The organism is Streptosporangium sp. NPDC049644 (assembly GCF_040675205.1).
GTDB classification, from domain to species: domain Bacteria; phylum Actinomycetota; class Actinomycetes; order Streptosporangiales; family Streptosporangiaceae; genus Streptosporangium; species Streptosporangium fukuiense.
On sequence record NZ_JBFAOJ010000017.1, the window covers coordinates 1 to 22,986 of the forward strand.

The 22,986-nt window shown below is 70.2% G+C and carries 26 protein-coding genes and 3 tRNA genes; 18 read left to right on the plus strand and 11 right to left on the minus strand.

The window, feature by feature from the left end:
• The first annotated feature begins 152 nt into the window (after window positions 1-152).
• Window positions 153-226: transfer RNA gene (locus AB0J58_RS12695), tRNA-Lys, on the plus strand.
• Between the two features lie 102 nt (window positions 227-328).
• On the opposite strand, the gene AB0J58_RS12700 is transcribed toward AB0J58_RS12695, so the two are convergent.
• The 4 genes from AB0J58_RS12700 to AB0J58_RS12715 form a co-directional block, all read right to left on the minus strand.
• Window positions 329-400: transfer RNA gene (locus tag AB0J58_RS12700), tRNA-Pro, on the minus strand.
• Window positions 401-430: 30 nt separating this feature from the next.
• A tRNA-Lys gene (locus AB0J58_RS12705) sits at window positions 431-503 on the minus strand.
• A gap of 131 nt (window positions 504-634) precedes the next feature.
• A complete protein-coding gene (locus AB0J58_RS12710; protein ID WP_364214122.1) occupies window positions 635-2,056 on the minus strand; it encodes a hypothetical protein in 1,422 nt (473 codons plus the stop codon).
• 43 nt (window positions 2,057-2,099) lie between these two features.
• On the minus strand, window positions 2,100-2,675 hold the full coding sequence (locus AB0J58_RS12715) for a helix-turn-helix domain-containing protein (RefSeq protein ID WP_364214125.1): 576 nt from the start codon (window positions 2,673-2,675) through the stop codon (window positions 2,100-2,102).
• Between the two features lie 98 nt (window positions 2,676-2,773).
• Here AB0J58_RS12715 and AB0J58_RS12720 point away from each other — a divergent pair, with 98 nt between their 5' ends.
• The 3 genes from AB0J58_RS12720 (at window position 2,774) to AB0J58_RS12730 (ending at window position 5,269) form a co-directional block, all read left to right on the plus strand.
• A complete protein-coding gene (locus tag AB0J58_RS12720; RefSeq protein ID WP_364214128.1) occupies window positions 2,774-3,694 on the plus strand; it encodes a TIGR03620 family F420-dependent LLM class oxidoreductase in 921 nt (306 codons plus the stop codon).
• A gap of 100 nt (window positions 3,695-3,794) precedes the next feature.
• On the plus strand, window positions 3,795-4,652 hold the full coding sequence (locus AB0J58_RS12725; RefSeq protein ID WP_364214131.1) for a 3-methyladenine DNA glycosylase: 858 nt from the start codon (window positions 3,795-3,797) through the stop codon (window positions 4,650-4,652).
• A gap of 161 nt (window positions 4,653-4,813) precedes the next feature.
• Window positions 4,814-5,269, plus strand: coding sequence for a DUF488 domain-containing protein (locus AB0J58_RS12730; RefSeq protein ID WP_364214134.1), 456 nt, complete (start codon window positions 4,814-4,816; stop codon window positions 5,267-5,269).
• On the opposite strand, the gene AB0J58_RS12735 is transcribed toward AB0J58_RS12730, so the two are convergent.
• Both AB0J58_RS12735 and AB0J58_RS12740 read right to left on the minus strand, forming a co-directional pair.
• Entirely contained in the window at window positions 5,247-6,110 is an 864-nt protein-coding gene (locus AB0J58_RS12735; protein ID WP_364214137.1) for a hypothetical protein, read from the minus strand. The genes AB0J58_RS12730 and AB0J58_RS12735 overlap by 23 nt on opposite strands.
• Window positions 6,111-6,452: 342 nt before the next feature.
• Window positions 6,453-6,950, minus strand: a complete 498-nt coding sequence (locus AB0J58_RS12740) for a hypothetical protein (protein WP_364214140.1) — start codon at window positions 6,948-6,950, stop codon at window positions 6,453-6,455.
• Window positions 6,951-7,219: 269 nt separating this feature from the next.
• Between AB0J58_RS12740 and AB0J58_RS12745 the strand changes: the two genes are divergently transcribed.
• Window positions 7,220-9,118 (plus strand): sensor histidine kinase, encoded by a 1,899-nt coding sequence (locus AB0J58_RS12745; protein ID WP_364214143.1) that lies wholly within the window; start codon window positions 7,220-7,222, stop codon window positions 9,116-9,118.
• A gap of 91 nt (window positions 9,119-9,209) precedes the next feature.
• Here AB0J58_RS12745 and AB0J58_RS12750 read toward each other — a convergent pair whose 3' ends face one another.
• Window positions 9,210-10,079 carry a hypothetical protein gene (locus AB0J58_RS12750; protein WP_364214146.1) on the minus strand — a complete coding sequence of 290 codons (870 nt, stop codon included), beginning with the start codon at window positions 10,077-10,079 and terminating at the stop codon, window positions 9,210-9,212.
• A gap of 159 nt (window positions 10,080-10,238) precedes the next feature.
• Here AB0J58_RS12750 and AB0J58_RS12755 point away from each other — a divergent pair, with 159 nt between their 5' ends.
• The 10 genes from AB0J58_RS12755 to AB0J58_RS12800 all read left to right on the plus strand — a co-directional run bounded on the left by AB0J58_RS12755 (window position 10,239) and on the right by AB0J58_RS12800 (window position 18,346).
• Window positions 10,239-11,045 carry a ThuA domain-containing protein gene (locus AB0J58_RS12755; RefSeq protein WP_364214149.1) on the plus strand — a complete coding sequence of 269 codons (807 nt, stop codon included), beginning with the start codon at window positions 10,239-10,241 and terminating at the stop codon, window positions 11,043-11,045.
• Window positions 11,042-12,037, plus strand: a complete 996-nt coding sequence (locus tag AB0J58_RS12760) for a hydroxyacid dehydrogenase (protein WP_364214152.1) — start codon at window positions 11,042-11,044, stop codon at window positions 12,035-12,037. The genes AB0J58_RS12755 and AB0J58_RS12760 overlap by 4 nt, the downstream gene beginning before the upstream one ends.
• A 95-nt stretch (window positions 12,038-12,132) precedes the next feature.
• Window positions 12,133-12,294, plus strand: coding sequence for a phosphopantetheine-binding protein (locus AB0J58_RS12765; protein WP_364214429.1), 162 nt, complete (start codon window positions 12,133-12,135; stop codon window positions 12,292-12,294).
• Between the two features lie 7 nt (window positions 12,295-12,301).
• Entirely contained in the window at window positions 12,302-13,510 is a 1,209-nt protein-coding gene (gene fabV, locus AB0J58_RS12770; protein WP_364214155.1) for an enoyl-[acyl-carrier-protein] reductase FabV, read from the plus strand.
• Window positions 13,511-13,680: 170 nt separating this feature from the next.
• Window positions 13,681-14,601: an NADP-dependent oxidoreductase gene (locus AB0J58_RS12775; RefSeq protein ID WP_364214158.1), complete on the plus strand. Its 921-nt coding sequence runs from the start codon at window positions 13,681-13,683 to the stop codon at window positions 14,599-14,601.
• A 308-nt stretch (window positions 14,602-14,909) separates the two neighbouring features.
• Complete coding sequence (locus AB0J58_RS12780; protein ID WP_364214161.1) at window positions 14,910-15,788, plus strand: lytic polysaccharide monooxygenase; 879 nt, start codon at window positions 14,910-14,912, stop codon at window positions 15,786-15,788.
• Window positions 15,789-16,013: 225 nt separating this feature from the next.
• The gene (locus AB0J58_RS12785) at window positions 16,014-16,700 is read left to right on the plus strand and encodes a DUF305 domain-containing protein (RefSeq protein WP_364214164.1); all 687 of its coding nucleotides are present in this window, start codon (window positions 16,014-16,016) and stop codon (window positions 16,698-16,700) included.
• Between the two features lie 68 nt (window positions 16,701-16,768).
• On the plus strand, window positions 16,769-17,605 hold the full coding sequence (locus AB0J58_RS12790; protein WP_343962930.1) for a MetQ/NlpA family ABC transporter substrate-binding protein: 837 nt from the start codon (window positions 16,769-16,771) through the stop codon (window positions 17,603-17,605).
• A gap of 161 nt (window positions 17,606-17,766) precedes the next feature.
• A complete protein-coding gene (locus tag AB0J58_RS12795; protein WP_343962929.1) occupies window positions 17,767-18,033 on the plus strand; it encodes a DUF6458 family protein in 267 nt (88 codons plus the stop codon).
• Between the two features lie 85 nt (window positions 18,034-18,118).
• A complete protein-coding gene (locus AB0J58_RS12800; RefSeq protein ID WP_030913067.1) occupies window positions 18,119-18,346 on the plus strand; it encodes a DUF4235 domain-containing protein in 228 nt (75 codons plus the stop codon).
• A 114-nt stretch (window positions 18,347-18,460) separates the two neighbouring features.
• Here AB0J58_RS12800 and AB0J58_RS12805 read toward each other — a convergent pair whose 3' ends face one another.
• Window positions 18,461-19,669, minus strand: coding sequence for a glycosyltransferase (locus AB0J58_RS12805; RefSeq protein ID WP_364214167.1), 1,209 nt, complete (start codon window positions 19,667-19,669; stop codon window positions 18,461-18,463).
• 158 nt (window positions 19,670-19,827) lie between these two features.
• On the opposite strand from AB0J58_RS12805, the gene AB0J58_RS12810 reads away from it, so the two are divergent.
• Window positions 19,828-20,073: a BON domain-containing protein gene (locus AB0J58_RS12810; protein WP_343962927.1), complete on the plus strand. Its 246-nt coding sequence runs from the start codon at window positions 19,828-19,830 to the stop codon at window positions 20,071-20,073.
• Window positions 20,070-20,783, plus strand: a complete 714-nt coding sequence (locus AB0J58_RS12815; protein ID WP_364214170.1) for a metallophosphoesterase — start codon at window positions 20,070-20,072, stop codon at window positions 20,781-20,783. Before AB0J58_RS12810 ends, AB0J58_RS12815 begins: the two co-directional genes overlap by 4 nt.
• A 284-nt stretch (window positions 20,784-21,067) precedes the next feature.
• Here the strand turns inward: AB0J58_RS12815 and AB0J58_RS12820 are convergent, their stop codons facing one another.
• Both AB0J58_RS12820 and AB0J58_RS12825 read right to left on the minus strand, forming a co-directional pair.
• On the minus strand, window positions 21,068-21,217 hold the full coding sequence (locus AB0J58_RS12820; protein ID WP_165959640.1) for a GPGG-motif small membrane protein: 150 nt from the start codon (window positions 21,215-21,217) through the stop codon (window positions 21,068-21,070).
• 22 nt (window positions 21,218-21,239) lie between these two features.
• On the minus strand, window positions 21,240-21,758 hold the full coding sequence (locus tag AB0J58_RS12825; protein WP_364214172.1) for a DUF6328 family protein: 519 nt from the start codon (window positions 21,756-21,758) through the stop codon (window positions 21,240-21,242).
• A 66-nt stretch (window positions 21,759-21,824) separates the two neighbouring features.
• Here AB0J58_RS12825 and AB0J58_RS12830 point away from each other — a divergent pair, with 66 nt between their 5' ends.
• Window positions 21,825-22,421, plus strand: a complete 597-nt coding sequence (locus tag AB0J58_RS12830) for a hypothetical protein (protein ID WP_343962917.1) — start codon at window positions 21,825-21,827, stop codon at window positions 22,419-22,421.
• An 87-nt stretch (window positions 22,422-22,508) separates the two neighbouring features.
• Here AB0J58_RS12830 and AB0J58_RS12835 read toward each other — a convergent pair whose 3' ends face one another.
• On the minus strand, window positions 22,509-22,880 hold the full coding sequence (locus tag AB0J58_RS12835; RefSeq protein ID WP_343962915.1) for a PRC-barrel domain containing protein: 372 nt from the start codon (window positions 22,878-22,880) through the stop codon (window positions 22,509-22,511).
• Window positions 22,881-22,986: the final 106 nt, after the last annotated feature.

Here is a 22,986-nt window from a genome sequence, read left to right on the forward strand (position 1 = left end):
GCCGGACGGTCGGAGGACCGTCCGGCCCCGATCCTGTGTGCGGGCCGGACCGCCGAGAACGGCCCGGCCCCGAGCCTCTCGCGGGGAGCCGGGCGGCGGACAACCGGGGTGCGATCGCGCCGGAGCTGCTGCTAGAGTTACCTCCGTCGCAAGCGCCGCTAGCTCAGTTGGTTAGAGCAGCTGACTCTTAATCAGCGGGTCCGGGGTTCGAGTCCCTGGCGGCGCACTTGCGAGAAGCCCAGGCCGGCATCGTCGGCCTGGGCTTCTCTTCGTATGCGGGCCGATCTGGCGACGAGCCCTCCGGCCACCTGGAACGTTCGTTGGAGGACCTCGCCGACCGGGCTCGAACCGGCGTCCACCCGGTCCCGAGCCGGGCGCTCTACCTCTGAGCTACAGCGAGGCCACGTCCATCGTGGTCCATCGTGTGCGGCACCGCCGGCCGGGCTCGAACCGGCGCCCACCTGGATGAAGAGCCAGGCGTTCTACCACTGAACTACAGCGGGCCGCACCCCAGTGTGCTCGATACCGCGTGGCGGACGCCACCGAATAACGGCATCGCCGACGGGCACGCACCGGCGTTCGTCCGATCCGAGGCCCGGCGGCGCCACCGCTTACCTACAGCAGGGCCGCCGACCTATTTTCCCGGAAGGTCCGTGGCGGGCAGATCGCTGACCACCACCCCGGAGGCCAGCCCGTGACGGGCGTCGTCAGCCAGTTCGGGCTTCACGCTCCTGCCGCTGAACACCCCGGCACGCCGCAGCAGGGCCGCCCACACCGGATCGGCGACGCTCACTCCGTGCACCAGTTCGGGCGTCGGCCGGAACACCGCCACCCCACGTCGAGCCGCGGGCGCGGTCCAGCCCGTCCGCGCCGGGTCCAGCCCGGCCGCACGGCAGGCCGCCTCCACGTCGGCACGCGTGCAGGCCGCGGTGCCGTCCAGCACCTGCCAGGGCGGCGGCAGCGCCGCCCACACCGCGGTGTTGGGGTCGACGTCGCCGCCGGTACCGTGATGCCAGGCGGCCAGGTCGGCGGCCATCAGGCGCATCACCTTGCCCGGACAGGCCCCCTGGAGCAACTCCAGCGCGTCCAGCGACGCCAGGCAGGCCAACCAGCCGGCCCGGGCCGCGTTGTAGGCGACCGCCAGGTTGTTCCACGTGGTGGAGTCGTCGCCGGGCCGTACGATCATCGTGGTGCGGTCGGTGCCGGGGTTCCAGCGGGCACGGAGCAGGTCGGCGCTGTGCCGCATGGCGGCCGACCACTGGCCAAGCAGCCGTCCACGCTCCTCGTCGGTCAGGCGTCCCAGGACGTCAGGGGTCGTCCGAGCCTGGGCGATCATCCACCAGTCGCTCCGGTCCGTGCACCGGCCGAGCAGGACCTGGGCGATCTCGTCGAACGGGTTCTCCCGCCCGGACAGGCTGAACTCCCGGCGTACCTTGCGCCGCGCGGTGTAGTACGCCACGAAGCACGCGGCGTCGACGTCGGTGACGAACCGCTCCAGGGGGATGTCCGCGGCGAAGCCGGTGACACCCACCATGAGCAGGCGCCGCTTGTCCCGCTCGGTGCTCAGCGTGCCCGCCTTGGCGGCGATCCGGCCCAGCAACCTGAACCGGCGGTTGTACTGCCGCTTGGACAGATCCATGCCCGCCGCCGCCCGGGCGTCCCGGTTGAGCCGGTCGGCCAGGAAGTCACCGCGGTCCGGCGTCCAGCGGATCTCGTGCCCCACGCTCGCCGCGAACTCCAGCAGCGACTCGGGATCGTCGGGGTCGACCTCCACCAACCGCTCGAACAGGCGGCTCGCCGCCGCGACCTGCCGGGCACCGCCCACCGGCCTCGCGTAATCGGTGGACATCGAGGAGAACCGGCCCTTGCGGCGGGAGGAGTGTTCGGCCGCACGCTCCAGCACCACACGCTCGCGCCGCGACAGCTGCCCGTCCAGTGCTCGCAGCACCAGATCGGCGACGTCCTCGGGCCGGTATCGCCGATCCAGCGAGTCGTGCAACTCGGCGAGGATCTGTCGGCGGGACCGGTCTCTGTCCTTGTCCTTGCGGAACGTCATGGGAGCCATGATCCCGGCTGGTTCGAACCGACTTCGACTGGTTTTATCCGGTCGCAGCTGTCTGCTCGGTGGTGTCGCGAGGTCGGCGCAGGCCGTCGAGCGTCAATGTGAGCAGCCGCTCGGCCCTACCGGGATCGGCGGTCACCTGGGCGATGCCCGCGGTCAGCTCGACCAGGTCGACGAACTCGACGTCCGCCCGTACGGATCCGGCCCGCTGAGCCGGGTGGAGCAGGCGCTCGGCGGCACCGCGCAGCATCGCCCAGCAGTCCACCCCGGCCGAGGAGGTGGCGAGCATCATCCGCGCGCCCAGCCCGTGGTCGGTCATGGCGTGCGTGATCAGCAGGCGCAGCCAGGCGACCAGCGCCTCGCCGGGTGGCATGGCCTCGGCCAGCTCTTCCGCCTGCGCGCACAGCCTGGTCAGTCGCCCTTGGAACACCGCCGCGAGCAGCGCGTCGCGGGTGGGGAAGTGCCGGTAGAGCGTGCCCGGCCCCACCCCGGCCCGCCGCGCGATCTCGTTCAGGGACGCGTCGGGCCCCTTTTCGGCGATCACGGCCATGGCCGCCGCCACCAGCAGGTCATGGTTACGGCGCGCGTCGGCGCGCATCGGCCGCGTCTGCACGGGACCCCTCGGGAGTTGAAACGGAGAGACTCTCCGTATTATAGTCCCCGGAATATCCGGAGAACCTCTCCGGAAAGCCCGAATGGGACAGGAGACCCATGACAAGCACGCGCAAGGACGATGCCCCGCACCTCGGCAGGGTCGGCATCTGGACCTTCGCCTTCGACGGCGGGCCGGCGGGCGAGGTGCGCGACGCGGCGGCCGAGATCGAGGAACTGGGCTACGGCGCGGTGTGGTTCGGCGAGGGGTTCGGGCGCGACTCGGTGAGCCAGGCGTGGCTGCTGCTTTCGGCGACCCAGCGGATCACGGTGGCGGCGGGCATCGCCAACATCGCGCTGCGCGACCCGATCTCCATGGCCGCCGCCGAACGGGCGCTCAACGAGGCGCACCCGGGCCGGTACGTTCTGGGCCTGGGCGGGCACCGGGTCAGCGACACACCGATCCAGATGGACGGCTACGCGATCCCCAGCCGGGGCAGGGCGGTGGCCACGATGGGCGCGTACCTCGACGCGATGGACGCCATCCCGCTGAACTCGCCCGCGCCGCCGTACCCGCCACACCGGATGCTGGCCGCGCTGGGCCCGAAGATGCTGGCGCTGGCAGCCCGGCGCACGCTGGGCGCGCACCCGTACTTCGTGCCCGTGGAGCACACCGCGCGGGCCAGGGAGATCATGGGGCCGGGCGCGCTGCTCGCGGTGGAACAGGCCGTGGTGCTGGACCCGGACCTGGACAGGGCGCGAGAGGTGGCCAGGGAGCACGTGTCCCTCTACCGCGGCGCCGCCCCACACCAGATCGCCAATCTACGCCGGCTCGGCTTCGACGAGGACGAGATCGCGCACGGCGGGGACAGGCTGATGGACGCGATCGTGGCCTACGGCGACGTGGAGGCGATCGAGAAGCGGGTCCGAGCCCACTTCGACGCGGGCGCGGACCACGTGTGCCTGCAGGTGCTCACCGCACGCCCCGGCGAGATCCCGCTGGCCGAGTGGCGTGAGCTGTCCGCCCTGACAGCCCTGTAGTGGCGAGAGCAGATCGGTTCGATGATCGCCCGGCGGGATGGGCCGGGCGCGAGCAGGCTCCGTTTACCGCTCAGCGGCCGGGTTTTCCTACGATGCGGGGGTGGAAGTGCTGAGCGAGCAGGAGTGGCGGGGCCGGGCCTCGGCGCATCGGGACCGGGTCGGAACCTGGATCGAACCGCATCTGCGCCGTGGCCGGGAGCAGGTCGCCCACCCGGTCGAGGACTTCCTGTTCACCTACTACACCTTCCGGCCCGGACGCCTGCTGCGATGGCATCCGGGGGCCGAGGTGATCCTGGCGGGGGCGAGTTCCTACGGGGCGAACTACCGCGACTGCGCCGAAGGCGCGGTGCTGGACCTTGAGCTGGTGCTGCCGCAGCGCACAGCCGCGATCAGTTGGACGAGAGAACTGCTGGCCGCCACCGCGAGCCGTCCGCCCTATCTGGGCTGCTTCGGGATGCACGAGTGGGCGATGGTCTACCGGACGCCGGAGGTGGAGATCCGGCACTCCTCCTTCCCGCTCCGGCTCTCCCCCGAGCGGATCGAGGAGATCGTCGACCAGCGCGGAGTGCGGTGCGGCCACTTCGACGCGTTCCGCTTCTTCACGCCGCCCGCCCGCCCGCTCAACGTGATCCAGCCGACCCGCGAACGCCAGCGGGAACTGGAGCAGCCGGGCTGCCTGCACGCCAACATGGACCTCTACAAATGGGCCTACAAGCTGTCGCCGCTGATCGGCAGTGAGCTGGTCGCCGACTGCTTCGCGCTCGCCCGCGACATCCGGACCATGGACATGCGGGCCAGCCCGTACGACCTGAGCGCTCTGGGCTACCGGCCGATCCAGGTGGAGACCGCCGAGGGCCGCGCCGAGTACGCGACCGCCCAGCGCGCCTTCACCGAACGCTCCGCCCCCCTCCGCAGCCGCCTGCTACAGGAGTGCGACCGGCTGCTGGCCCTGACCTGACCGGCACCGCCGCGAGGTTCACGGCCTGCCCGCCGAACGGGACTCAGGCCATCCGGTACCGCACAGCTCAGGCCAGTGCGAGATCCTTGAGCGGAGGAGAGCCGCTGCGGCTTTGCCGGATCCGTGTGACGGGTGTGATCAGGCGTGAGAGGGTGCGATTCATGCTTACGATCGAGCAGCATGTGCGGTTGACCGGAGTTGGATACGAGGGATGCGACCTTGATGAGTTCATCCGACGGCTCCACCGGGAAGACGCGACACTGCTGGTCGATGTGCGGCTGAATCCGATCTCCCGGAAACGCGGATTCAGCAAGACCGCTCTGGCGGGTGCGCTTGCCGATGCGGGCATCGCCTACGAGCACATGCGAGAACTCGGCAACCCCAAATGGAACAGGGCGGGGTTCGGCGGCGGCCCGGCCGAGCTGGGCGCGGCCCGAGACGTTTACGCCGGCCAGCTCGTCAATGCTGACGCGAGCGAATGCCTGGACCGAATCGTGAAAGCAGCCCGGCGGCAGGCGGTAGCGGTCATGTGCTTCGAGGCCGACGAGCACCGCTGTCATCGCGATCTCGTTCTGGAAGCCGTCCGTGAGCGATTCAGTCGCGCCGTACCGGCCTGATTCGCCGAGGATAGGCCACGCCCAGAACGATGAAGCTCTGCGGATGGGCCTGCTGGTTACCGAGGTAGAAAATGGTGTCGCGATCCGGAGCGTTCATCAGATCCCAGAACTTGTCACGGATGGCCTGCTTGACTCCCGCATCATCGCGATCACGCACGGAGCGCTGCAAAGCCACCAGTTCCCAGTCATAGATGCCCTGGCGGTGGGTGTTACAACTGGCGGACTGACAGCGGTAGCGGTACCACGCCTTGAAGCGGGGGGCTTGAAGAGCGGTGCGGGGACCGGTGTCGAAGAGGCCGAGCTGGCTTACGTACTGATCGATCTTTCGCTGTTCGTCGGGCGTCCAGCCGGGGTGGGGTTGGATGTCAAGTCCGATGATCTCCATAGGGCGGATTGCGGCCAGTGAGCGGCCGACTGGCCGCTTCTTGGCCCCTGAGATGAGATCGCACATGGAGCCCTCGATGTAGTCGTCGAGGTATGCCATGCGCTTGGGCCACCCGTCGAGGTGCTTCTCCACCACGACCTTGTCGGATCGGGGCCTCCAGCTCTCTGCTCGGGGGTCGCCGGTGTTGGGCTTTGCCTCCAGAGTGACGATGTCGTATTTACGGAATCGGTGGCTGCTGCCCAGTTCGCGAAAATTAATTGGATACAGTCGTATCCATCCCGGTTGATCTAGGTCAAGCCTGAGAGCGGCAACGCACACGGTCTCGCCGTAGGTCTCAGAGGGATTAGGGGCAGCTTTGACGGTTATAAGCACCCTTATGCGTTGAAAATGTGCTTCTTTTGGTTTTTTGTGGATTGTTCCAAAATCGGGGCCGAACAGGGAATGCTGCTCCGCCATGAAGTCCTCCAAGGTGACGTTCGAATCGACCTCCAGAGAATATCTTTACTTCTCTCTTGGGAATTAAAGGACGGCCAGATATTGCGCTATCGGGTATCCGCTTTATCGTGCCGCTGTTCGCGAAGGGCATTGCGATGCGGATGATAAGTTCGAGATGTCCACTCTTTTGAAAAGACAGGAACGCGGGGCCGTGCTCGGGCTGGTTATCACTCCGCAGTGGTGCGGCGGCTTTGGCGAGGGTGCGCGTCAGGGGGCTCGGCTGTTGCCCGCTCTTTTCGGGGGCGGCGCCGACATGCTCTGACGGTTGTCTCATACGCGAGGATCTTAGGAAGGCGATCGCAGCTATCTGGTGTGCCGGTGGAACAGGCCGCAGAGGCGTTCGAGGCCGAGGCCGCTGATGAGGAGGCGTTCCTTGGCGTCGCTGAGGAGGCCGGCGGTCCAGGTGGTGAATCCGCCGTCGCCGAGGTTGTGGTCGTCCCCGGTGGAGGTGGTGGCGCGGATCTCGAAGCAGGCGCCGTCGTAGTAGCCGCGGCCGCTCACCCGGTCGTCGTCGAAGGCGAACGCGGTGCCCGGATGCGCCCGCGCGAGCCGATCCAGGACGTGTCCGCGTAGGGCCTGGCGATGCCGCCCCTCGGTCAGGTCGGTGAGGAGCACGCGTACGGCGGAGATCCGGTGGCCGAGCTCGCGGGCACCGCGCAGGACGTCGAGGTGGGCGTCGATCTGCTCGGCCAGGGCAGCCGTCTCGAAGGCGAACGAGCCCTTGGTGCGACCGGCGGTGCAGAGCGCCAGCAGCGCGAAGTGCGCCGGCATGCCGGGCCCGGCGAAGAGCTGGGCGCGCACCACTCCGTCACGTCCACACCGCCGCACCTGACTTCTCGTGGAGCCCGGCTCTCCGGCGGCTCACTCGGCGGGGTCGGTACGAGGGCGATCGCGAAGGTCTGGAGGAGAGCGGGAGGGCAGCATCGGACCGAAGACCGACGCCGAGCAGGGGAACGGCGTCGCGACGGACGAGGCGAAGGCCGGGTAGATCGTCACTCGGGGCCTGACCTGGTCGTCAGAGTTTGCTGACAGGTCGGCACAGGCCCCAGAATCCCCTCCTGGAGGGATCCATGGGGCGGAGAGTGGACTACGCGGTGCGAGCCGTGGCCCTGGCCCTGGGGGCGCTCGGCCTCGCGGCGCTGGCCGCGCACCTGGTCATCGAGCTCGCGATCAACCCCAGGCCGCCCGGTATCGCCGACACCGCCCGCGTCCAGGCGCTGCTCAGCACCCCGCTGGGCATGCTGATCGTGCTGCGCCGGCCAGGACTGATCGTCGGCTGGCTGCTCCTGCTGGTCGGGGCGGCCAACGGCTGGGTGACGCTCGCCGTCTCCTTGTACGAGGTGTACGGGCAGGGCGCGGTGCCGCTCCCGCCGCCGCTCTACTGGCTCGTCTGTTTCCGTAACGCCGCCACCACCTGCACGGCGCTCATGCTGCCGCTCGCGCACCCGGACGCCGGCCTGCTGCGGCCCCGATGGCGCTGGGTCTACCTGGCGCTGATCTCGTGGCAGCTGCTCCTGCTGGCGATCGGCATCCCGCGGCTGCACGAGTCCGGCGGGCTGTTCGCGCGCCTGGACCAGGTGTCCGTCGCGATCTGCGGGCCGCTGCTCTGGGTGAGCCTGCTCGTGCTGCTCGTCCGGTTCTGGCGCGCCGACCCGGACGTGCGGCGGCAGATCGCCTGGCTGGCGCCCGTCGTGGCCTTCGACAACCTCGCCTTCAACGAGATCCTCGGCTGGGACTACCTCTGGCTGGACACCATCGGCGAGGCGGCCGTGCCGATCGCGGTGGCCGTCGCCGTACTCCGCTACCGGCTCTACTCGATCGACACGCTCGCCAGCCGGGCCCTGGTCGGCGGCGCCCTGGTGGTCCTCGTCGCCACGGCGTACCTGGCCGCCGGCGCGCTCGCCGGACTCTTCCTGGCCGACTACGGCGAGCTCTTCGGCGTGGTCGCGGCGATCCTCGCGGGCCTGTCGTTCCTGCCCGTCCAGCGGCGCCTGCAGCGCCTGCTGGACCGGCTTCTGTACGGCAGGAGCGGCGATCCCCATGTGCACGCCGAAGCCCTGCGGCGGCAGATTCGGCACGCCGGTCCCGCCCAGGCGCTGGAGGCGGCGGTGCGGGCGGTGGCCGACGGCCTGGCGGTGACCGGGGCGGCGGTCCAGGCCGAGGAGAGCCACGCCGTGGGCGAGCTCGGGGACGCCCCCCGCGAGATCCCCCTGATGTGGCACGGTGAACCCGCCGGGACGCTGCTCCTCGGCCCGCCCGGGGCGCGGCGCTTCCCCCGGGCGTACGAGCGGCGGATGCTGGCCGTCCTGGTGCCGATCGTCGCCGACGTCGCGCATGCCGTACAGATGGCTCATGACCTGCGGCGCTCATGGGAACAGGCGGCCGGGGCGCGGGAGGAGGAGCGGCGGCGGCTGCACCGGGACCTGCACGACGGGCTGGGGAGCCGGTTGACCGGGATAGCGATCGGGCTGGAGGCGGCGCGGCGATCCCTGGGGAAATCCCCCGAGCTGGCCCATCGGCTGCTGTCCGATCTCCGGGTGGGGATGGACGCCGTGAACGGGGAGATGCGGGAGCTGGTGCAGGGCCTCCGGCCCCGCACCCTGGACACGGTTGGGCTGGAGCAGTCGGTCCGGCTGCTGGCGCTGGAGGTGCCGGTCACCGTCGAGGGGAGCCTGGAGGGACTGCCGCCCGCGGTGGAGATCGCGGCGTACCGGATCATGCAGGAGGCGCTGACCAATGCCCGGCGCCATTCCGGCGCGGAGGTCATCACCGTGGCGCTGGAGCGGGCGGGCGACCTGCGGGTGCGGGTCACCGACGACGGGGTGGGCGTCGGCGAGCCGGCTCGGGGCTCGGGCTCCGGCCTGTCGACGATGCGCGAACGGGCCGTCGAGGTGGGCGGCACCTGCTCGATCCGTGGCGGCGAGCACGGCGGCACCGTGGTCGAGGCTGTTCTCCCCGTCCCGGTATGACCGGTGCGGGCCGGTGGGTACAGGTGGCCGGGAGATGAGCCGGCCCGCGGCGCGCGCACAGCGTAGTGGTGAGAAGCATGGACTTCTGTCGTCAGCGGACCGGTTTCGTGGGGCCGGGTCCTCTCCAGGCGCGGTGTCGCAGCAGGAGCCCCGTGGTGGCGGTGAGGATGAGCAGGGAGCCGGTCAGCAGGAACACCCGCCCGTCGGGCCCGCGCTCACCGCCACCCCCGGTCGCGGCGGGCCCCGACGGGGTCTGCCGCACCTTGCCGTTCCCGTCGGTCCCCGTATCGGTCCCCGTATCGCTCTCCGGCTCCGTCTCCGCGTCGGTCTCGGGCTCGGTGTCTTCGGTTCCGGTATCGGTCTCGGGCTCCGTTCCCGTCTGGTCGGCCGCGGTGACCGTGAGGGGGTAGGTGGTCAGGGCGGCCCGGTTCTGTACCTCGCACTCGATCGACGGCGCGTTGGCGGCGGTCCCGAAGTTCAGGGCGGCCGGCCGCACCGTCGCCGTGCCCGCGTTGGACGGGGTCGTCTTCAGGCTGACCGAAACCGTCGGCAGCGGGATGACCTGGTTCGCGGCGACCGTGGTGAGCGTGCCCACCCCGGTGGCGGAGGTCAGTCCGGGGAGTTCGCTGATGGACGCGTACGCGTACAGGCCGGTGCCGGTGGTCAGTCCCGTCGCGGGTGCCTTCAACCCGGTGCCCTCGGCGTAGGTCCCCTGCCAGCCGATGCTCATCTGCTCGCCCGTCGTGGCGGTGGCCGGCATCGTCAGCGCGACCTCGACCTTGATGTCCTGCTTCTCGGCCGAGCCGGTGGTGGTGCACTGGTATTCCACGATGCCGGTGAGGACACCCGAGTCCTGCCGCACCTCGGTGACGGCGGCGCCGGCCGGCTGGAGGAGGAGGACCAGGCCAACGGCCAGGACGGTGACGGAGAGAACGGATCGGACCCGCAAGGCGACTCCCATTGCGACAAATGTGGCGTTAGGGAAGACGTACTAGGAAATTATCCGGTTGTCACCATGTCCGCATCCGGACAGAAGCGTGCCGTCGCCCTCGGATGACCCTGTACGTGCGGGCGTACGGCACCGTCCGGGGCTACTCCCCGTGGGGGACGAAGGTCTACGGTGCGTAATGTCATCGCGGTCATCACCGCACTGCTCGTCGTCACGATCGGATTGGGGGCGCCGGCCATGGCAGCGGACCCGGCCTGCAAGGTGCTCGTCTTCTCCAAGACCGCGGGGTTCCGGCACGACGCCATCCCCGCGGGCGTCACCGCGCTGCGCGGGCTGGCGGCCGAGAACGGTTTCACCGTCGACGCCACCGAGGACGCCGCCGCCTTCAGCACGGCGGACCTGGCCGGATACCGGGCGGTGGTCTTCCTGCTGACCAGCGGCGACGTGCTGAAAGCCGCGCAGCGGACGGCGTTCGAGTCCTACATCGCGGGCGGCGGCGGATACATGGGCGTCCACTCGGCCGCCGACACCGAGTACGACTGGGCCTTCTACGGCGGCCTCGTCGGCGCCTACTTCTCCTCCCACCCGGCCATCCAGCGGGCGACCGTACGGGTGGAGGACCGCACGCACCCCTCGACGGCCCACCTGCCGGCGACCTGGGTGCGCACCGACGAGCTGTACGACTACCGCACCAACCCACGCTCAGCCGTCCACGTGCTGGCCACGCTGGACGAGTCGACCTACTCGGGCGGGTCGATGGGAGCGGACCACCCGATCGCCTGGTGCAGGCCGTACCGGGGCGGCCGGGCCTGGTACACCGGCCTTGGTCACACCATCGAGTCCTACACCGAGCCGGACTTCCGGGCGCACCTGTACGGCGGGCTCCGCTACGCGGCCGGGCTCGCCCCCACGCCGACTCCGACGGTGTCCCCGGGGAACGCGCCGCTGTCGGCGGGGCGTCCGGTCACCGACCGATGACCACTCCCGCGGCGTTCGCCATGCGGCCCCTGCTGCTGCCCGAGCTCTTCCCCCCCGACCTGCGGCACCGGCTGTCGCTGGTGACGCGGACGGACGAGCGAGTGATCGAATCCTTCGACGGGCCGCTCGACGTGGAGATCCTGATCACCGGCTGGGGGTGTCCGAGGATCGACGCGGACGTGCTGGCCGCGGCTCCACGGCTGCGGGCGGTCGTGCACGCCGCAGGCAGCGTCAAGGGGCACCTCACCGCCGAGGTGTTCGACAGGGGCATCGCGGTCTCCTCGGCGGCCGAGGCCAACGCGCGGCCGGTGGCCGAGTTCACCCTGGCGATGCTCGTGCTGGCCGCCAAGCAGGCGATCGTCAAGGCGCGCGCGTACTCCACGCGGGGCTGGTCGGGCGACCCGCTGCCCGGAGTGGCGACGCCGAGCGAGGGCGGCGGCCTGGTCGGAGCGGTGGTCGGCGTCATCGGCGCCTCCCGGGTCGGGCGGCTGGTGATGGAACGGCTCCGCGATCACGGCGCGCACATCCTGCTCAGCGACCCGTACATCGGTCCCGCCCAGGCGGCGGACCTCGGGGCCAGGCCGGTGCCGCTCGACGATCTCTGCCGCGAGGCCGAGCTGGTCACCGTGCACGCCCCCGCGCTGCCGGAGACCCGCGGGCTGCTCGACGAGCGCCGCCTCGCGCTGCTGCGCGACGGCGCGGTGCTGGTGAACACCGCCCGGGGCTCCCTGATCGACACCGACGCCCTGGTACGGCACTGCGCCACCGGTCGCATCGGCGCCGTCCTCGACGTGACCGACCCCGAACCGCTGCCCCTCGGGCATCCGCTGCTCGCCCTGCCGAACGTGCTGGTCACCCCGCACCTCAGCGGAGCCAGGGGCAGGGAGCTGCGCCGCCTGGGCGAGTTCGCGGTCGCGGAGGTCGAGCGGCTGGCGCGGGGCCTTCCGCTCCGCGGCGCGGTCCGGCCGGCGGATCTGGATCGGATCGCCTGACGCCCCGGCCGACATTCCCCGCGCCGAGACCGAGAAGACGACGTGCGCCACGCGACTGCGCCGATCCGGCTCTGAACCCGCGGAACGACCTGGGCATCGATAGCCTCTCGCTGCCGGAACTGATTCGACGGCTCGGAAAGCGGTTCCAGGTGACCGTCCCGGACGAGGACACCGGCCAGGCCCACACGGTCGGCGACCTCGTCAGGATCATTCAGCGTCTCGCGGGCTCCGACCCGCCCGCGGACCCGACCAGATAGGCACACGATGACGGAACGACTTATCGAACCCCGCGGGCGCGGGTTCCTGCTGTTCGACTCCCACCCCGCCGGATGCGAGAAGATCGTCGGCGACATGTGGGACCGTGTCGCTCCCGCGATCCCCGACGAGAAGGCCGAGCGCCGTCCGGTCGCCCTGATCATCGGCTCCAGCGCCGGCTACGGGATGGCGGCCACGATCGCGGGGATCCGTCGTTACGGCCTCGACGGCGTCGGCCTGTGCTTCGAGCGCCCGCCCACCGGGCGTCGCACGGCCACCGCGGGCTGGTACCGCACCATCGCGACCGCCGAACTCGCGGCCAAGGCCGGCCGCGACTGGTCGTTCGTCAACGGCGACGCCTTCGCCGAGACCACCAAGGAGCAGGTACTCGACCTGCTCGCCGAACGGTTCGGCGGCATCGACTACCTGATCTACAGCGTCGCCGCGCCTCGGCGCACCGACCCCGTCACCGGGCAGACACACCAGTCGGTGATCCAGCCGCTGGGCGAGGGCTACAGCACCAAGACCCTCGATGTCGGCAGAGACGAACCGGCGCTGAAAGAGATCTGGGTCGAACCGGGTAGCCACACCGAGCGGGCCGACACCATCAAGGTCATGGGCGGCGAGGACTGGGCCCTGTGGGTTGACGCCCTGGCCGGCCGTGGCCTGCTGCGCCAGGGGTTCACCACGGTGGCCCTGTCCTACATCGGCTCGCACCTGACCGCGCCGATCTACCGGGACGGGACCATCGGTGCGGCCAAGGCTCACCTGGAGGAGACCGCGCTCACGCTGAACGGAGATCTGGCCCAGGTCGGCGGGCGGGCCATGACATCGGTCAACGGCGCCGCCGTCACCCAGGCGTCCACCGCGATCCCCGGCATCGCCCTGTACGTCAGCCTCCTGCGGGGCGCCCTCGGCGAGGCCGTGCAGTCCCCGCTTCAGCAGTCCGTCGAGCTGTGGGACCGGCTCACCGGCGCCCAGGCGCTCGACCTCGACGACCAGGGACGCATCCGCCTGGACGGATGGGAACTGCACCCGCTCATCCAGGAGCAGGTGACCGAGCGGTGGGAGGCCGTCGCCCCCGACACCGTCGGCGACCTGGCCGATATCGACTGGTTCACCTCCGAGGTGCGCCGTCTGTACGGCTTCGACGTGCCCGGTGTGAACTACCTCGTGCCGAGCGAGCCTGACCTGCTCTGGCCCACCCCTGCCGAGTAGCGACCGACTGGAGGAGACGTGCTCCGGTTTCCGTGTTCGATCTCCGCGCGGTCGCCGTACGACGGACGGTGGTCCCCCCTTCACGCCGGGATCCGGAGCGCGCGTGTTGACCTCGATCATGCTTGAGGTTGCAGGCTGGGCAGCGGCGTACACGAGTGAAGGGGAACCCTGTGAAGGCAGCTGCTTTTTTCGAGTTCGGCGGTCCCGAGGTGTTGCGGGTGACGGAGCTTCCCACGCCGGAGGCCGGCGAGGGGCAGGTACGGGTGCGGGTCAGGGCCGCGGGCGTGCAGCCGTTCGACCTGGCCGTCAGGGAGGGGTGGACTCCGCCGGGAGTGGACGGGGGACTGCCCCGGGTGCCGGGCAACGAGTTCTCCGGGGTCGTCGACCAGTTGGGGGAGGGCGTGGCGGGGCTCGTGGACGGGATCTTCGTCGGCGCCGAGGTGCTGGGCTTCACCCTGCTCAACGCCTATGCCGAATACGTGGTCGTGCCCGCGGGGAACGTCACGCCCAAGCCCGCGAGCATGCCCTGGGAGGTGGCGGGCGGTTTCACCGCCGGGACCCAGACCGCCCACATCGCGCTGCGGCAGCTCGGGGTGGGGGAGGGGGACACGCTCCTGGTGCACGCCGCCGCGGGCGCGGTCGGCACCGCCGCGGTCCAGCTCGGCCGGCTCTGGGGGGCCACGGTGATCGGCACCGCGCGCGAGGAGAACCACGACTACCTGCGCGAGCTCGGCGCGATCCCGGTCGCGTACGGCGAGGGACTGCTGGAGCGGATCCGCGACCTGGCGCCCGGCGGGGTGGACATGGTGCTGGACGGCGCGGGCGGCGAGGCGTTCGACATCTCCCTGGAACTGGTGAAGAAGGAGCGCCTCCTCACCCTGGTCGAGCACGACAGGGCCGCCGAGCTGGGGGCGCAGCGGACCAGGGGGGAGCGGCTGGCGTCCCGCCTGGCCGAGCTCGCCGCCCTGTACGCCGAGGGCGGGCTCGTCTTCCCGGTGCGCAGGACCTACCCGCTGGAGCGGGCCGCGGACGCGCATCGCGAGCTCGGGACCAGGCACGGCAGGGGCAAGGTCGTGCTGGTCGTGGGCTGAGGCCGGGGCTTCCGGGGGGAACAGGGGCGCCTCCGGAAGCTCGGGACCGGGCACGGCAGGGGCGAGGTCGTGCTGGACCGAGGCTCGGGTTTCCGGTGAGCGGAGGCGCGATCGGGCGGGGGCGCGCGCTCACCGGGGGCGCGGGACCCACTCGCAGGAGGCCTGGGATCGTGCCGGTCAGGGATCTGTATCCTCGTTCGACTGGCATTATGGGACGGACTCTTAGTAAGGTTTCTTGTTAATAACGTGCTATCCGTCGGCTCGTTGGACATGTCCTGCCTCCATTCCCCAACCCAGGAGGAGTCCACGTGCATCTGCGACACAAGGTGGCCACCGGTGCCGCCGCGGCGCTCAGCGTAGGGTCCCTGCTCGCGCTGCTGCCGTCCACCGCGGCGGTCGCCCACGGTTCCATGTCGAACCCGCCCAGCCGGGCCTACGTCTGCAAGACGGAGGGGCCGGAGACCCCCAAGTCCGACGCCTGTAAGGCGGCCGTCGCGGCCGGAGGCACCCAGGCCTTCTACGACTGGCACGAGGTGTCCCGGCTCGAAGCCGGCGGCAACCACCGCCAGATCATTCCCGACGGCCAGCTCTGCGGCGCCGGGCGCGACAAGTACCGGGGACTCAACCTCACCAGGGCCGACTGGCCCGCCACCCAGGTCTCCCCGGGACCGCTGACGGTCACCTACCACGCGACCGCGCCGCACGCGAACAGCAACTTCGAGTTCTACATCACCAAGCAGAGCTGGAACCCGACCCAGCCGCTGAAGTGGTCGGACCTGGAGCACATCAGGACCTTCAACAACCAGAACCCCAGCACGTTCACCAACTGGACGATCAACCTCCCACAGCGGAGCGGCCGCCAGCTCATCTTCTCGATCTGGCAGCGCGTCGTGGGCAGCACCGAGGCCTTCTACACCTGCTCGGACGTGAACTTCGGCGGGGGAGGCAATCCCAGTCCCACGCCGACCCCGACAGTGACCCCGACGGTGACCCCCACGTCGACCCCGACGCCGACCCCGACCGTCACCCCGACGAGCCAGCCGGGCGGCACCTGGCAGGCGGGCACCGCCTACGCGGCGGGCGCCACGGTGACCTACGGGGGCGTGACCTACCGGTGCCTGCAGGCGCACACCGCGCTGGCGGGCTGGGAGCCGCCGAACGTGCCGGCTCTCTGGCAGCGCGTCTGACCCGTTGACGTCCGGCCGGGACGAGCCACCGCCCCGGCCGGGCGTTCTCCCCGAGGTACCGCACCGGTTCCGGCGGCCCGCCGGGAGCAGCGCCGCGCGGCACGCGCACGGCGGACCGGTCCTCGCCGCCGCACAGCACACCGAGCACCACGCCGAGACACGCGGCACCGCGCCGCGCTTCCTCCCCCGGGTCAGAGTCCGGGGTCTCCACCCTGGAGGTATTCGATGAGACGTGCGACCCCGGTGGTCGTCCTGGGCGTCCTGCTGCTCGCGGGCTGCGGTGCCCACAGCATCCAGGAGCTTCGGGGCGGCGCGTCCGGTCACGCGGGGCACGGCGCCGCCGCCCGGAGTGCCGGCCAGGGTTCCGGCCACGACGCGCACGACGGACACGGTACGGGTCAGGGGGTGCCCGGCCCGTCGCCCGCCCCGCCGACGGGGACCGCCGAGGGGGTCGCCTTCAACGCCCCCGACGTGATGTTCCTGCAGATGATGGTGCCGCACAACGCGCAGGTGGTGCGGCTGGTGCGGCTGGCGCGGGAGCGGCAGGTCCGCCCCGAGGTCTCCGAGCTCGCCGAGGCGATCGGCGTGACCCAGGAGCGCGAGTCCAGCACCATGTCCGGCCTGCTGGCCGCCTGGGGGCAGCCCGCGACGGCGCCGGACGACGAGCACGCCGCGCACGGCGGGATGCCCGGGGTGAGCGAGGAGGAGGTGGCGGCGCTCATCGCGGCGCCCCCGGCCGAGTTCGAGAGAAGGTTCCTCGACATGCTCATCGCCCAGCAGGACGACGCCTCCCAGATGGCCAAGGTGGAGGTCGCGACCGGGCTGCACGCCAAGGTCACTGAGATGGCGAAACGCGTCGATATCTCGCGTACAGCGCAGATCGCGCAGATGCTTGCTTTGCGTGACAAGTAAGGATTTGTCCCTTTCCCCGCTTCTGTGAGATATTTCCTACCAGCTGTAAGGGGAATTGGGGGAGAATCATGCGCAAGATATTCGGGATCGTGGCCGGACTGATCCTGGCCGGGACCCTGGCCGGATGCGGGGGGACGTCCACCGACACGGCCCAACCGGCCGACGGCACGCCGAAGGCCGACGCCCCGCTCAAGGTCGGGGTCAACCCCGTACCCCACGGCGAGGTGCTCAAGTACGTCAAGGACAACCTGGCCGCCGGTGCCGGGCTGAACCTGGAGATCGTCGAGTTCACCGACTACGTCCAGCCCAACACCCAGCTCGACGAGGGCAACCTGGACGCGAACTACTTCCAGCACATCCCGTACCTGGAGGAGTTCTCCAAGGGCAAGAACATCCAGCTCAGCTGGGTCGCCCCGGTCCACATCGAGCCGCTCGGCCTGTACTCCAAGAAGATCAAGAACGTCTCCGAGCTCGCCGAGGGCGCCCAGGTGGCCGTGCCCAACGACGCGAGCAACCTCGGCCGTTCGCTCAAGCTGCTGGCCGACAACGGCCTGATCACCCTCGCCGAGGGCGTCGGCGTCAAGGCCACCGAGCGCGACGTCGCCGACAACCCCAAGAAGCTGGAGTTCAAGCCCCTTGAGGCCGCCCAGCTGCCCCGCTCCCTGGAGGACGTGGACGCCGCGATCGTCAACGGCAACTACGCCCTGGAGGCCGGGCTGCAGCCCGCGACCGACTCCCTGCTCCTGGAGAAGGGCGAGGGCAACCCGTACGCCAACGGCCTGGTCACCGTCCCCGCCAAGGTGGACGACCCCCGGATCAAGAAGCTCGCCGAGATCCTGGCCGGAGCCGAGGTCAAGAAGTTCATCGAGGACAGGTACAAGGGCGCGGTCCTGCCCGCCCAGTGACCGGCTCCGCGCCGGCGACCCACGGGCCTGACGACTTTTCCGAGGTCGTCAGGCCCGTGACGTCCGGGGGAACGCCGTGGTCGGCAGCTGTCTCCGCCGGGTGACGTTTGGGAGCCGTGTGGGGGATAGATGTGATGCGTTGGCTCGAAGGAGGAGATCCCATGACCATCGCAGGCGGCATCATTCTCATCATGCTCGGCGCCATTCTCACCTGGGCGGTCGAATTCGACATCGCCGGATTCGACATCAACATCGTCGGTGTCATCCTGATGATCGGCGGTCTCGCATGGCTCCTGTTCGCCGTGTACCGGCTCAGCATCGCCCGCCGGGCGGTGGCGGACTCGACGGCCACCACCGTGGTCGAGGACCCGGTCACCCACCGTCGCGTCTACGAGGAGCGGCACTACAACGACCCCCCGGTCGTGTGAGTTAGGTACCGGTCCGGAAGGGTAGGCGTGCCTTCCGGTCAATCGAACGGAGGGCGAGACGTTGAGCAGGGTCGTATCCCGCAGTATGAGCGCCGCGAGTGGAATGCTCGGTGGCGCGATCGCCGGAGCCGTCTTCAAGCAGGTCTGGAAGTTCGCGTCGGGCAAGGACGACGCGCCCCAGGCGACATCGGATGAGTACGGCTGGCGAGAGGTTCTCGTGGCGGCTGCCATCCAGGGAGCGATCTTCGGTGTGGTCAAGGCCGCGATCGACCGTTCCGCGGCGCGCAGCATCCACAGAGCCACCGGCAAGTGATCGCCTGCCGGGCCCTCCGGGGCCCGGCGCCCGATCTCCGGCCGAAGGCCCCCGGTCCCGACGGGACCGGGGGCCTTTCTGGTTTTCCGTCCTGGTTCCGGGACCGGGGAGCCGTCAGGCGACGCCCGGGTACGAGCGGGCGCCGCTCTTCCGCCATGCCGGGACGCGGGAGGAGAGCACCCCCGCGTACACGGCGGCGGTCTGGGCGGCGATCTTGTTCCAGTCGTAGTCGGAGCGTGCCCGTACGGCGGCGGCGGCGCCGTACGCCGCCAGCAGGCCCGGCGCGGCGAGCAGTCGGCGCAGCGCGTCCCCCAGCGTGCGCGGCTCGCGAGGCGGGACCAGCAGGCCGGTGACCCCGGGGACGACGGTGTCCAGGTGCCCGCCCACCGCGGACGCCACCACCGGCACCCCGCAGGCCATGGCCTCCACCGGCACGATGCCGAACGGCTCGTACCAGGGCATGCTGACCACGGCGTGCACCGAGCGCATCAGGACCGGGACGCGCTCGCGGGCCACCTTGCCGAGGAACCTGACGCGGTCCGCCACGCCGTGCCTGACGGCCGCCCGCGAGAGCCGGCCCACCTCGAGGTCGTCCGGGTGGCCGCCGGCGACGAGCAGCCTGGCGCCGGGGACGTGGGCGAGGGCCTGGACCGTGGTGTCCACGCCCTTGCGGGGCACGGGACGGCCGATGGCGAGCAGGACGGGGCCCGGACCGAGATCGGCGCGCGGGCCCACCGGGGTGAAGGAGCGCACGTCGACGCCGCAGGGCACGACGCTCGTACGGCGGTGCGGCACGCCCATCCGGCGCAGTTCCGCCACCTCGTCGGCGCAGGTCGCGACGACCGCGTCCGCCTGGTGGGCGATCATCGCCTCGATCCCGAGGCGCTCGCGCGGGCTGGTGTCCGCCGCGCCCTGGTGGCGGAGCTTGACCGTACCGAGGGCGTGGAAGGTGTGCGCGACGGGGACGTCGACCTCCCTCGCGGCGACCAGGGCCGCCAGGCCGCTCATCCAGAAGTGGCTGTGCACCATGTCGGGCGGCGCGGCGTTCCAGCGCCTGGCCAGCCACAGGCCGAAGTCCGGCATCCAGGGGAGCAGGTCGTCCTTGGACAGGGTCATGGCCGGGCCGGCCGGGACGTGGACCACCGTGACCCCGGGGGCCAGGGCGACGCTCTCCCGCTGGAAGGCGCACTCCCTGCGGGTGTAGACCGTCACCTCGTGCCCGCGCGCGGCGAGCGCGATGGAGAGGGCGGCGACGTGGACGTTCTGGCCTCCGGCGTCGGCTCCGCCGACGGTCGCGAGGGGGCTGGCATGCTCTGAAACCATGGCGATCTTCATAGGCACGTCTCCGCCGGGTCATGCTGGGCAGGCGTGCCCGCGTCCTGGGCACAGCGGCCTCCTCTGCCCTCAGCGGAGGTTTTAAACGTGTTTGACCTTGGGTTTCGCGGGAAGGCGAGCTTTTTTGGACGGAAGGGAGTTCGACGATGGAGGCTCCACAGTACGTCGCCGCGCGCGTGCAGCGCGCGCTCGCCGAGGACGAGAGAACCACGGAACTCGGCGTCCGGGTGGACGTCCGAAGTGATCAGCTCTACCTGCGCGGCCAGGTCACCAGCGCCGACCGCCGCGAACTGATCGCCAAGGTGGCCGGGGAGGCGGCCCCCGGCCTGGCCGTCCACAACGAGATCGATGTCGTGAGCGTGGTGGAGCCGGTGAGGGAGGAGCAACTGTGAGCGCGCTGCGGATCGCGGCGGTCGGGGACGTGCACCTGGACGAGAGTCTCAGGGGGAATTACCGCAGGCGGCTCGACGGCATCGAGGATCGGGCCGACGTGCTGCTGCTCGCCGGCGACCTGACCCGGCACGGCACCATGGAGGAGGGGGAGGTGGTGGTGGAGGAGTTCCGCGACCTGCCGATCCCGGTGGTGGCAGTGCTCGGCAACCACGACCACCACTCCGACCGGCCCGCCGAGATCGCCGCGCTGTTGCGCGGGGCCGGGATCGAGGTCCTGCACGACGACGCGACAGTGATCGACATCGACGGGGTGCGGCTCGGCGTGGCCGGTGGCAAGGGCTTCGGCGGAGGCTACGCGGGCAAGTGCGCCAGCGACTTCGGCGAGCCGGAGATCAAGGCGTTCGTCGGCCACACCAAGCGGATCGCCGATCGCTGGCGGGTGGCGCTGAAGGAGATGGAGGCCGACTACCGGATCGTGCTGTCCCACTACTCGCCGGTCAAGGACACCCTCGAAGGGGAACCGCTGGAGATCTACCCCTTCCTCGGCAGCTACCTGCTGGCCGAGGCGGTCGACGCCGAGGGGGCCGATCTGATCATCCACGGGCACGCGCACGCCGGTACGGAGAAGGGCGTCACCCCGGGCGGCATCCGGGTGCGCAACGTGGCGCTGCCGGTGCTGGGCCGGGCGTACGGGGTGTACCTCCTTTGAACCCCTCCCGGGCCTGAAGGCCGGGGATCCTCCTGTCGCGTCGCGGTCAAGCGGCGCGCGGGGGCAGACGGGCGCCGCCCCCTCCCCCGCGCCACCGGGCGCACCGCCGCGGGGGCCGTCGGCGGTGGGGGAGGGGGGACATGAAGAAGCGGGCCGGGGGAGACCCGGCCCGCGAGGCTTCTTGGGAGTTCGGGGCGACTTGCGTTTCTACGAGCGCGAAACTCGCGTCGAATAATCTAGTGGGCTGACATCGAACAGGTGTTTTCGCGAGCGCGGGGCCCGCGTCAGACATTGAAGATGCTCACACCCCCGGGGCCGACGAGGAAACCGAGGACGATGAGGACGATCCCCCAGAGGAGGTCGCGACGGGCCAGGATCACATAGATCCCGGAGATGACGAGGATAACCGCGATGATCCACAGTAGAGTAGCCATAACCGGCCTCTGCCCTCACAATTCATGACTTAACATCCTCGTCATCGTCATCCTCTGTTCGGTACAGATCAATTATTGGCTGAACGAACCACAGCCAGGCGCTGGACAGGGCCACGGCTCCGCCGAACACCGCCGCGGGCCAGGCGTTGATGACCGTCTCCGCGACCAGCGCGACCGAGCTCGTCATCGCGATCGCGAGCCCGGCGGCCCCCGCTATGCCGAGTCCGTTGGCGCGGTGCAGCATCTTCTCCTTCAGCCCGGTCCGGAACAGCAGGCGGTGCTGGGCGGCGGGGGTGATGAAGCAGACGGACGCGATGGCGGCGCTCAGCAGGGCGATGAAGAACAGCCAGTGCCCCAGGGCGTCCACCTTGTTGAAGCCCGCGGCGAACGGCAGCGTCAGCAGGAAGGCGAAAAGCACCTGCACGCCGGTGACCGCGACGCGCAGGCCCTGTAGAAGCTCGCCGAGCTCGCGGTCGACGCGTTCCTTACGGCTTTCTCCGGGATGGGGGGTTTCTTTTTGCGTATGTTCGACCTGAACCATACGCTCCGTTTACCCGAGTCAAAGTCCGGCATGCCTACCGTGGAGGCTATGGGGTACGCGTGAGCCATGGGAAGCCACAGTCATGAGGTCACGGACGCAATCCTGGAAACGCTGAAGCGGGCGAGCAGTGGGCTGAAAGAGGCGGATGTCAGGTTCGCGCTCGCCGGAGGTTGCGCGGCGTACGCGCGCGGAGCCGCACCCTCGCTGCACGACGTCGACTTCGTCCTCCCTGTCGAGGACGTGCCGCTCGCGCTCGAAGCGCTGGCCAAGCTGGGCTTCGAGACGGTCAAGCCGCCGGAGGACTGGCTGGTCAAGGCATTCGACGAGGGCAGGCTGGTGGATCTGATCTTCTCGATCTGCGACCATCCGATCACCCCGGAGTTGCTGAAGCGAGCCGAGCCGATGAAGACCTCGGCGGTGATCCTGCCCGTCCTGGAGGCCACCGACCTGGTCATCTCGTGGCTGCTGCCGTTCTCCGAGCACACCTGCGACTACGGCTCGCTGCTGCCCCAGGTCCGTGCGCTGCGCGAGCAGGTCGACTGGAACCGCGTCGCCGCCGTCGTGCAGGACTCCCCGTACGCCTCCACCTTCCTCACCCTTCTCGGGCGCCTCGACGTCATCCCCGACTCCCTCGACTCCTCGGGCGACCCGACCTGGCCCTGAAACGCCGGCCGGGCCTCCGGGGGCGGCACCGGAAACGAGAGGGGCCCCGCCAGATGGCGGGGCCCCTCTCGTTTCCGGCGTTCCGGATCAGACGGTGCCCGGTCCGCTCCCGAACGGGAAGCGGCCGTAGTACTCGCCGACGCGGTCCCGGTAGGCGGGCTCCTTGAAGTTGGCCTCGTCGAACTCGGGCGCGCCCTTGATCTCGTGCTTGGTGCGCGCGACGTAGACCTTCTTCTCCTGCGGGTCGATCTGGGTCACGGTGCTCGCCGGCAGGAGGACCTTCTTGCCGAAGATCCACGGGCCGGTGTCGACGACGAGGTAGCTCTCGCCGACCTCGTACGTCGCCTCGTCGACAGAGCCGATCTTCCCGTCGGTGGCCTCCACGTGGTACCCGGCGACATCGAGCGTCCTGTCCTGGCCGTACACGTCGGCGCGGTAGTTCCAGAGCTCAGGCTGCATGATCGAACATCTCCTTTGACTTGGATTCTCCGGGCTCCGGACCAAGTACCCGAGCGAGGAGCCCTAAACGGGATCCGTCCGAGCCGGCCGGTACGGAACACCGCCC

Coding starts and splice junctions, on each gene's coding strand:
- AB0J58_RS12710 (WP_364214122.1), bottom strand. CDS start 2,056: ATGACGTTCCGCAAGGACAAGGACAGAGACCGGTCCCGCCGACAGATC.
- AB0J58_RS12720 (WP_364214128.1), top strand. CDS start 2,774: ATGACAAGCACGCGCAAGGACGATGCCCCGCACCTCGGCAGGGTCGGC.
- AB0J58_RS12730 (WP_364214134.1), top strand. CDS start 4,814: ATGCTTACGATCGAGCAGCATGTGCGGTTGACCGGAGTTGGATACGAG.
- AB0J58_RS12735 (WP_364214137.1), bottom strand. CDS start 6,110: ATGGCGGAGCAGCATTCCCTGTTCGGCCCCGATTTTGGAACAATCCAC.
- AB0J58_RS12745 (WP_364214143.1), top strand. CDS start 7,220: ATGGGGCGGAGAGTGGACTACGCGGTGCGAGCCGTGGCCCTGGCCCTG.
- AB0J58_RS12750 (WP_364214146.1), bottom strand. CDS start 10,079: ATGGGAGTCGCCTTGCGGGTCCGATCCGTTCTCTCCGTCACCGTCCTG.
- AB0J58_RS12760 (WP_364214152.1), top strand. CDS start 11,042: ATGACCACTCCCGCGGCGTTCGCCATGCGGCCCCTGCTGCTGCCCGAG.
- fabV (WP_364214155.1), top strand. CDS start 12,302: ATGACGGAACGACTTATCGAACCCCGCGGGCGCGGGTTCCTGCTGTTC.
- AB0J58_RS12785 (WP_364214164.1), top strand. CDS start 16,014: ATGAGACGTGCGACCCCGGTGGTCGTCCTGGGCGTCCTGCTGCTCGCG.
- AB0J58_RS12790 (WP_343962930.1), top strand. CDS start 16,769: ATGCGCAAGATATTCGGGATCGTGGCCGGACTGATCCTGGCCGGGACC.
- AB0J58_RS12795 (WP_343962929.1), top strand. CDS start 17,767: ATGACCATCGCAGGCGGCATCATTCTCATCATGCTCGGCGCCATTCTC.
- AB0J58_RS12800 (WP_030913067.1), top strand. CDS start 18,119: ATGAGCGCCGCGAGTGGAATGCTCGGTGGCGCGATCGCCGGAGCCGTC.
- AB0J58_RS12805 (WP_364214167.1), bottom strand. CDS start 19,669: ATGGTTTCAGAGCATGCCAGCCCCCTCGCGACCGTCGGCGGAGCCGAC.
- AB0J58_RS12810 (WP_343962927.1), top strand. CDS start 19,828: ATGGAGGCTCCACAGTACGTCGCCGCGCGCGTGCAGCGCGCGCTCGCC.
- AB0J58_RS12820 (WP_165959640.1), bottom strand. CDS start 21,217: ATGGCTACTCTACTGTGGATCATCGCGGTTATCCTCGTCATCTCCGGG.
- AB0J58_RS12825 (WP_364214172.1), bottom strand. CDS start 21,758: ATGGTTCAGGTCGAACATACGCAAAAAGAAACCCCCCATCCCGGAGAA.
- AB0J58_RS12830 (WP_343962917.1), top strand. CDS start 21,825: ATGGGAAGCCACAGTCATGAGGTCACGGACGCAATCCTGGAAACGCTG.
- AB0J58_RS12835 (WP_343962915.1), bottom strand. CDS start 22,880: ATGCAGCCTGAGCTCTGGAACTACCGCGCCGACGTGTACGGCCAGGAC.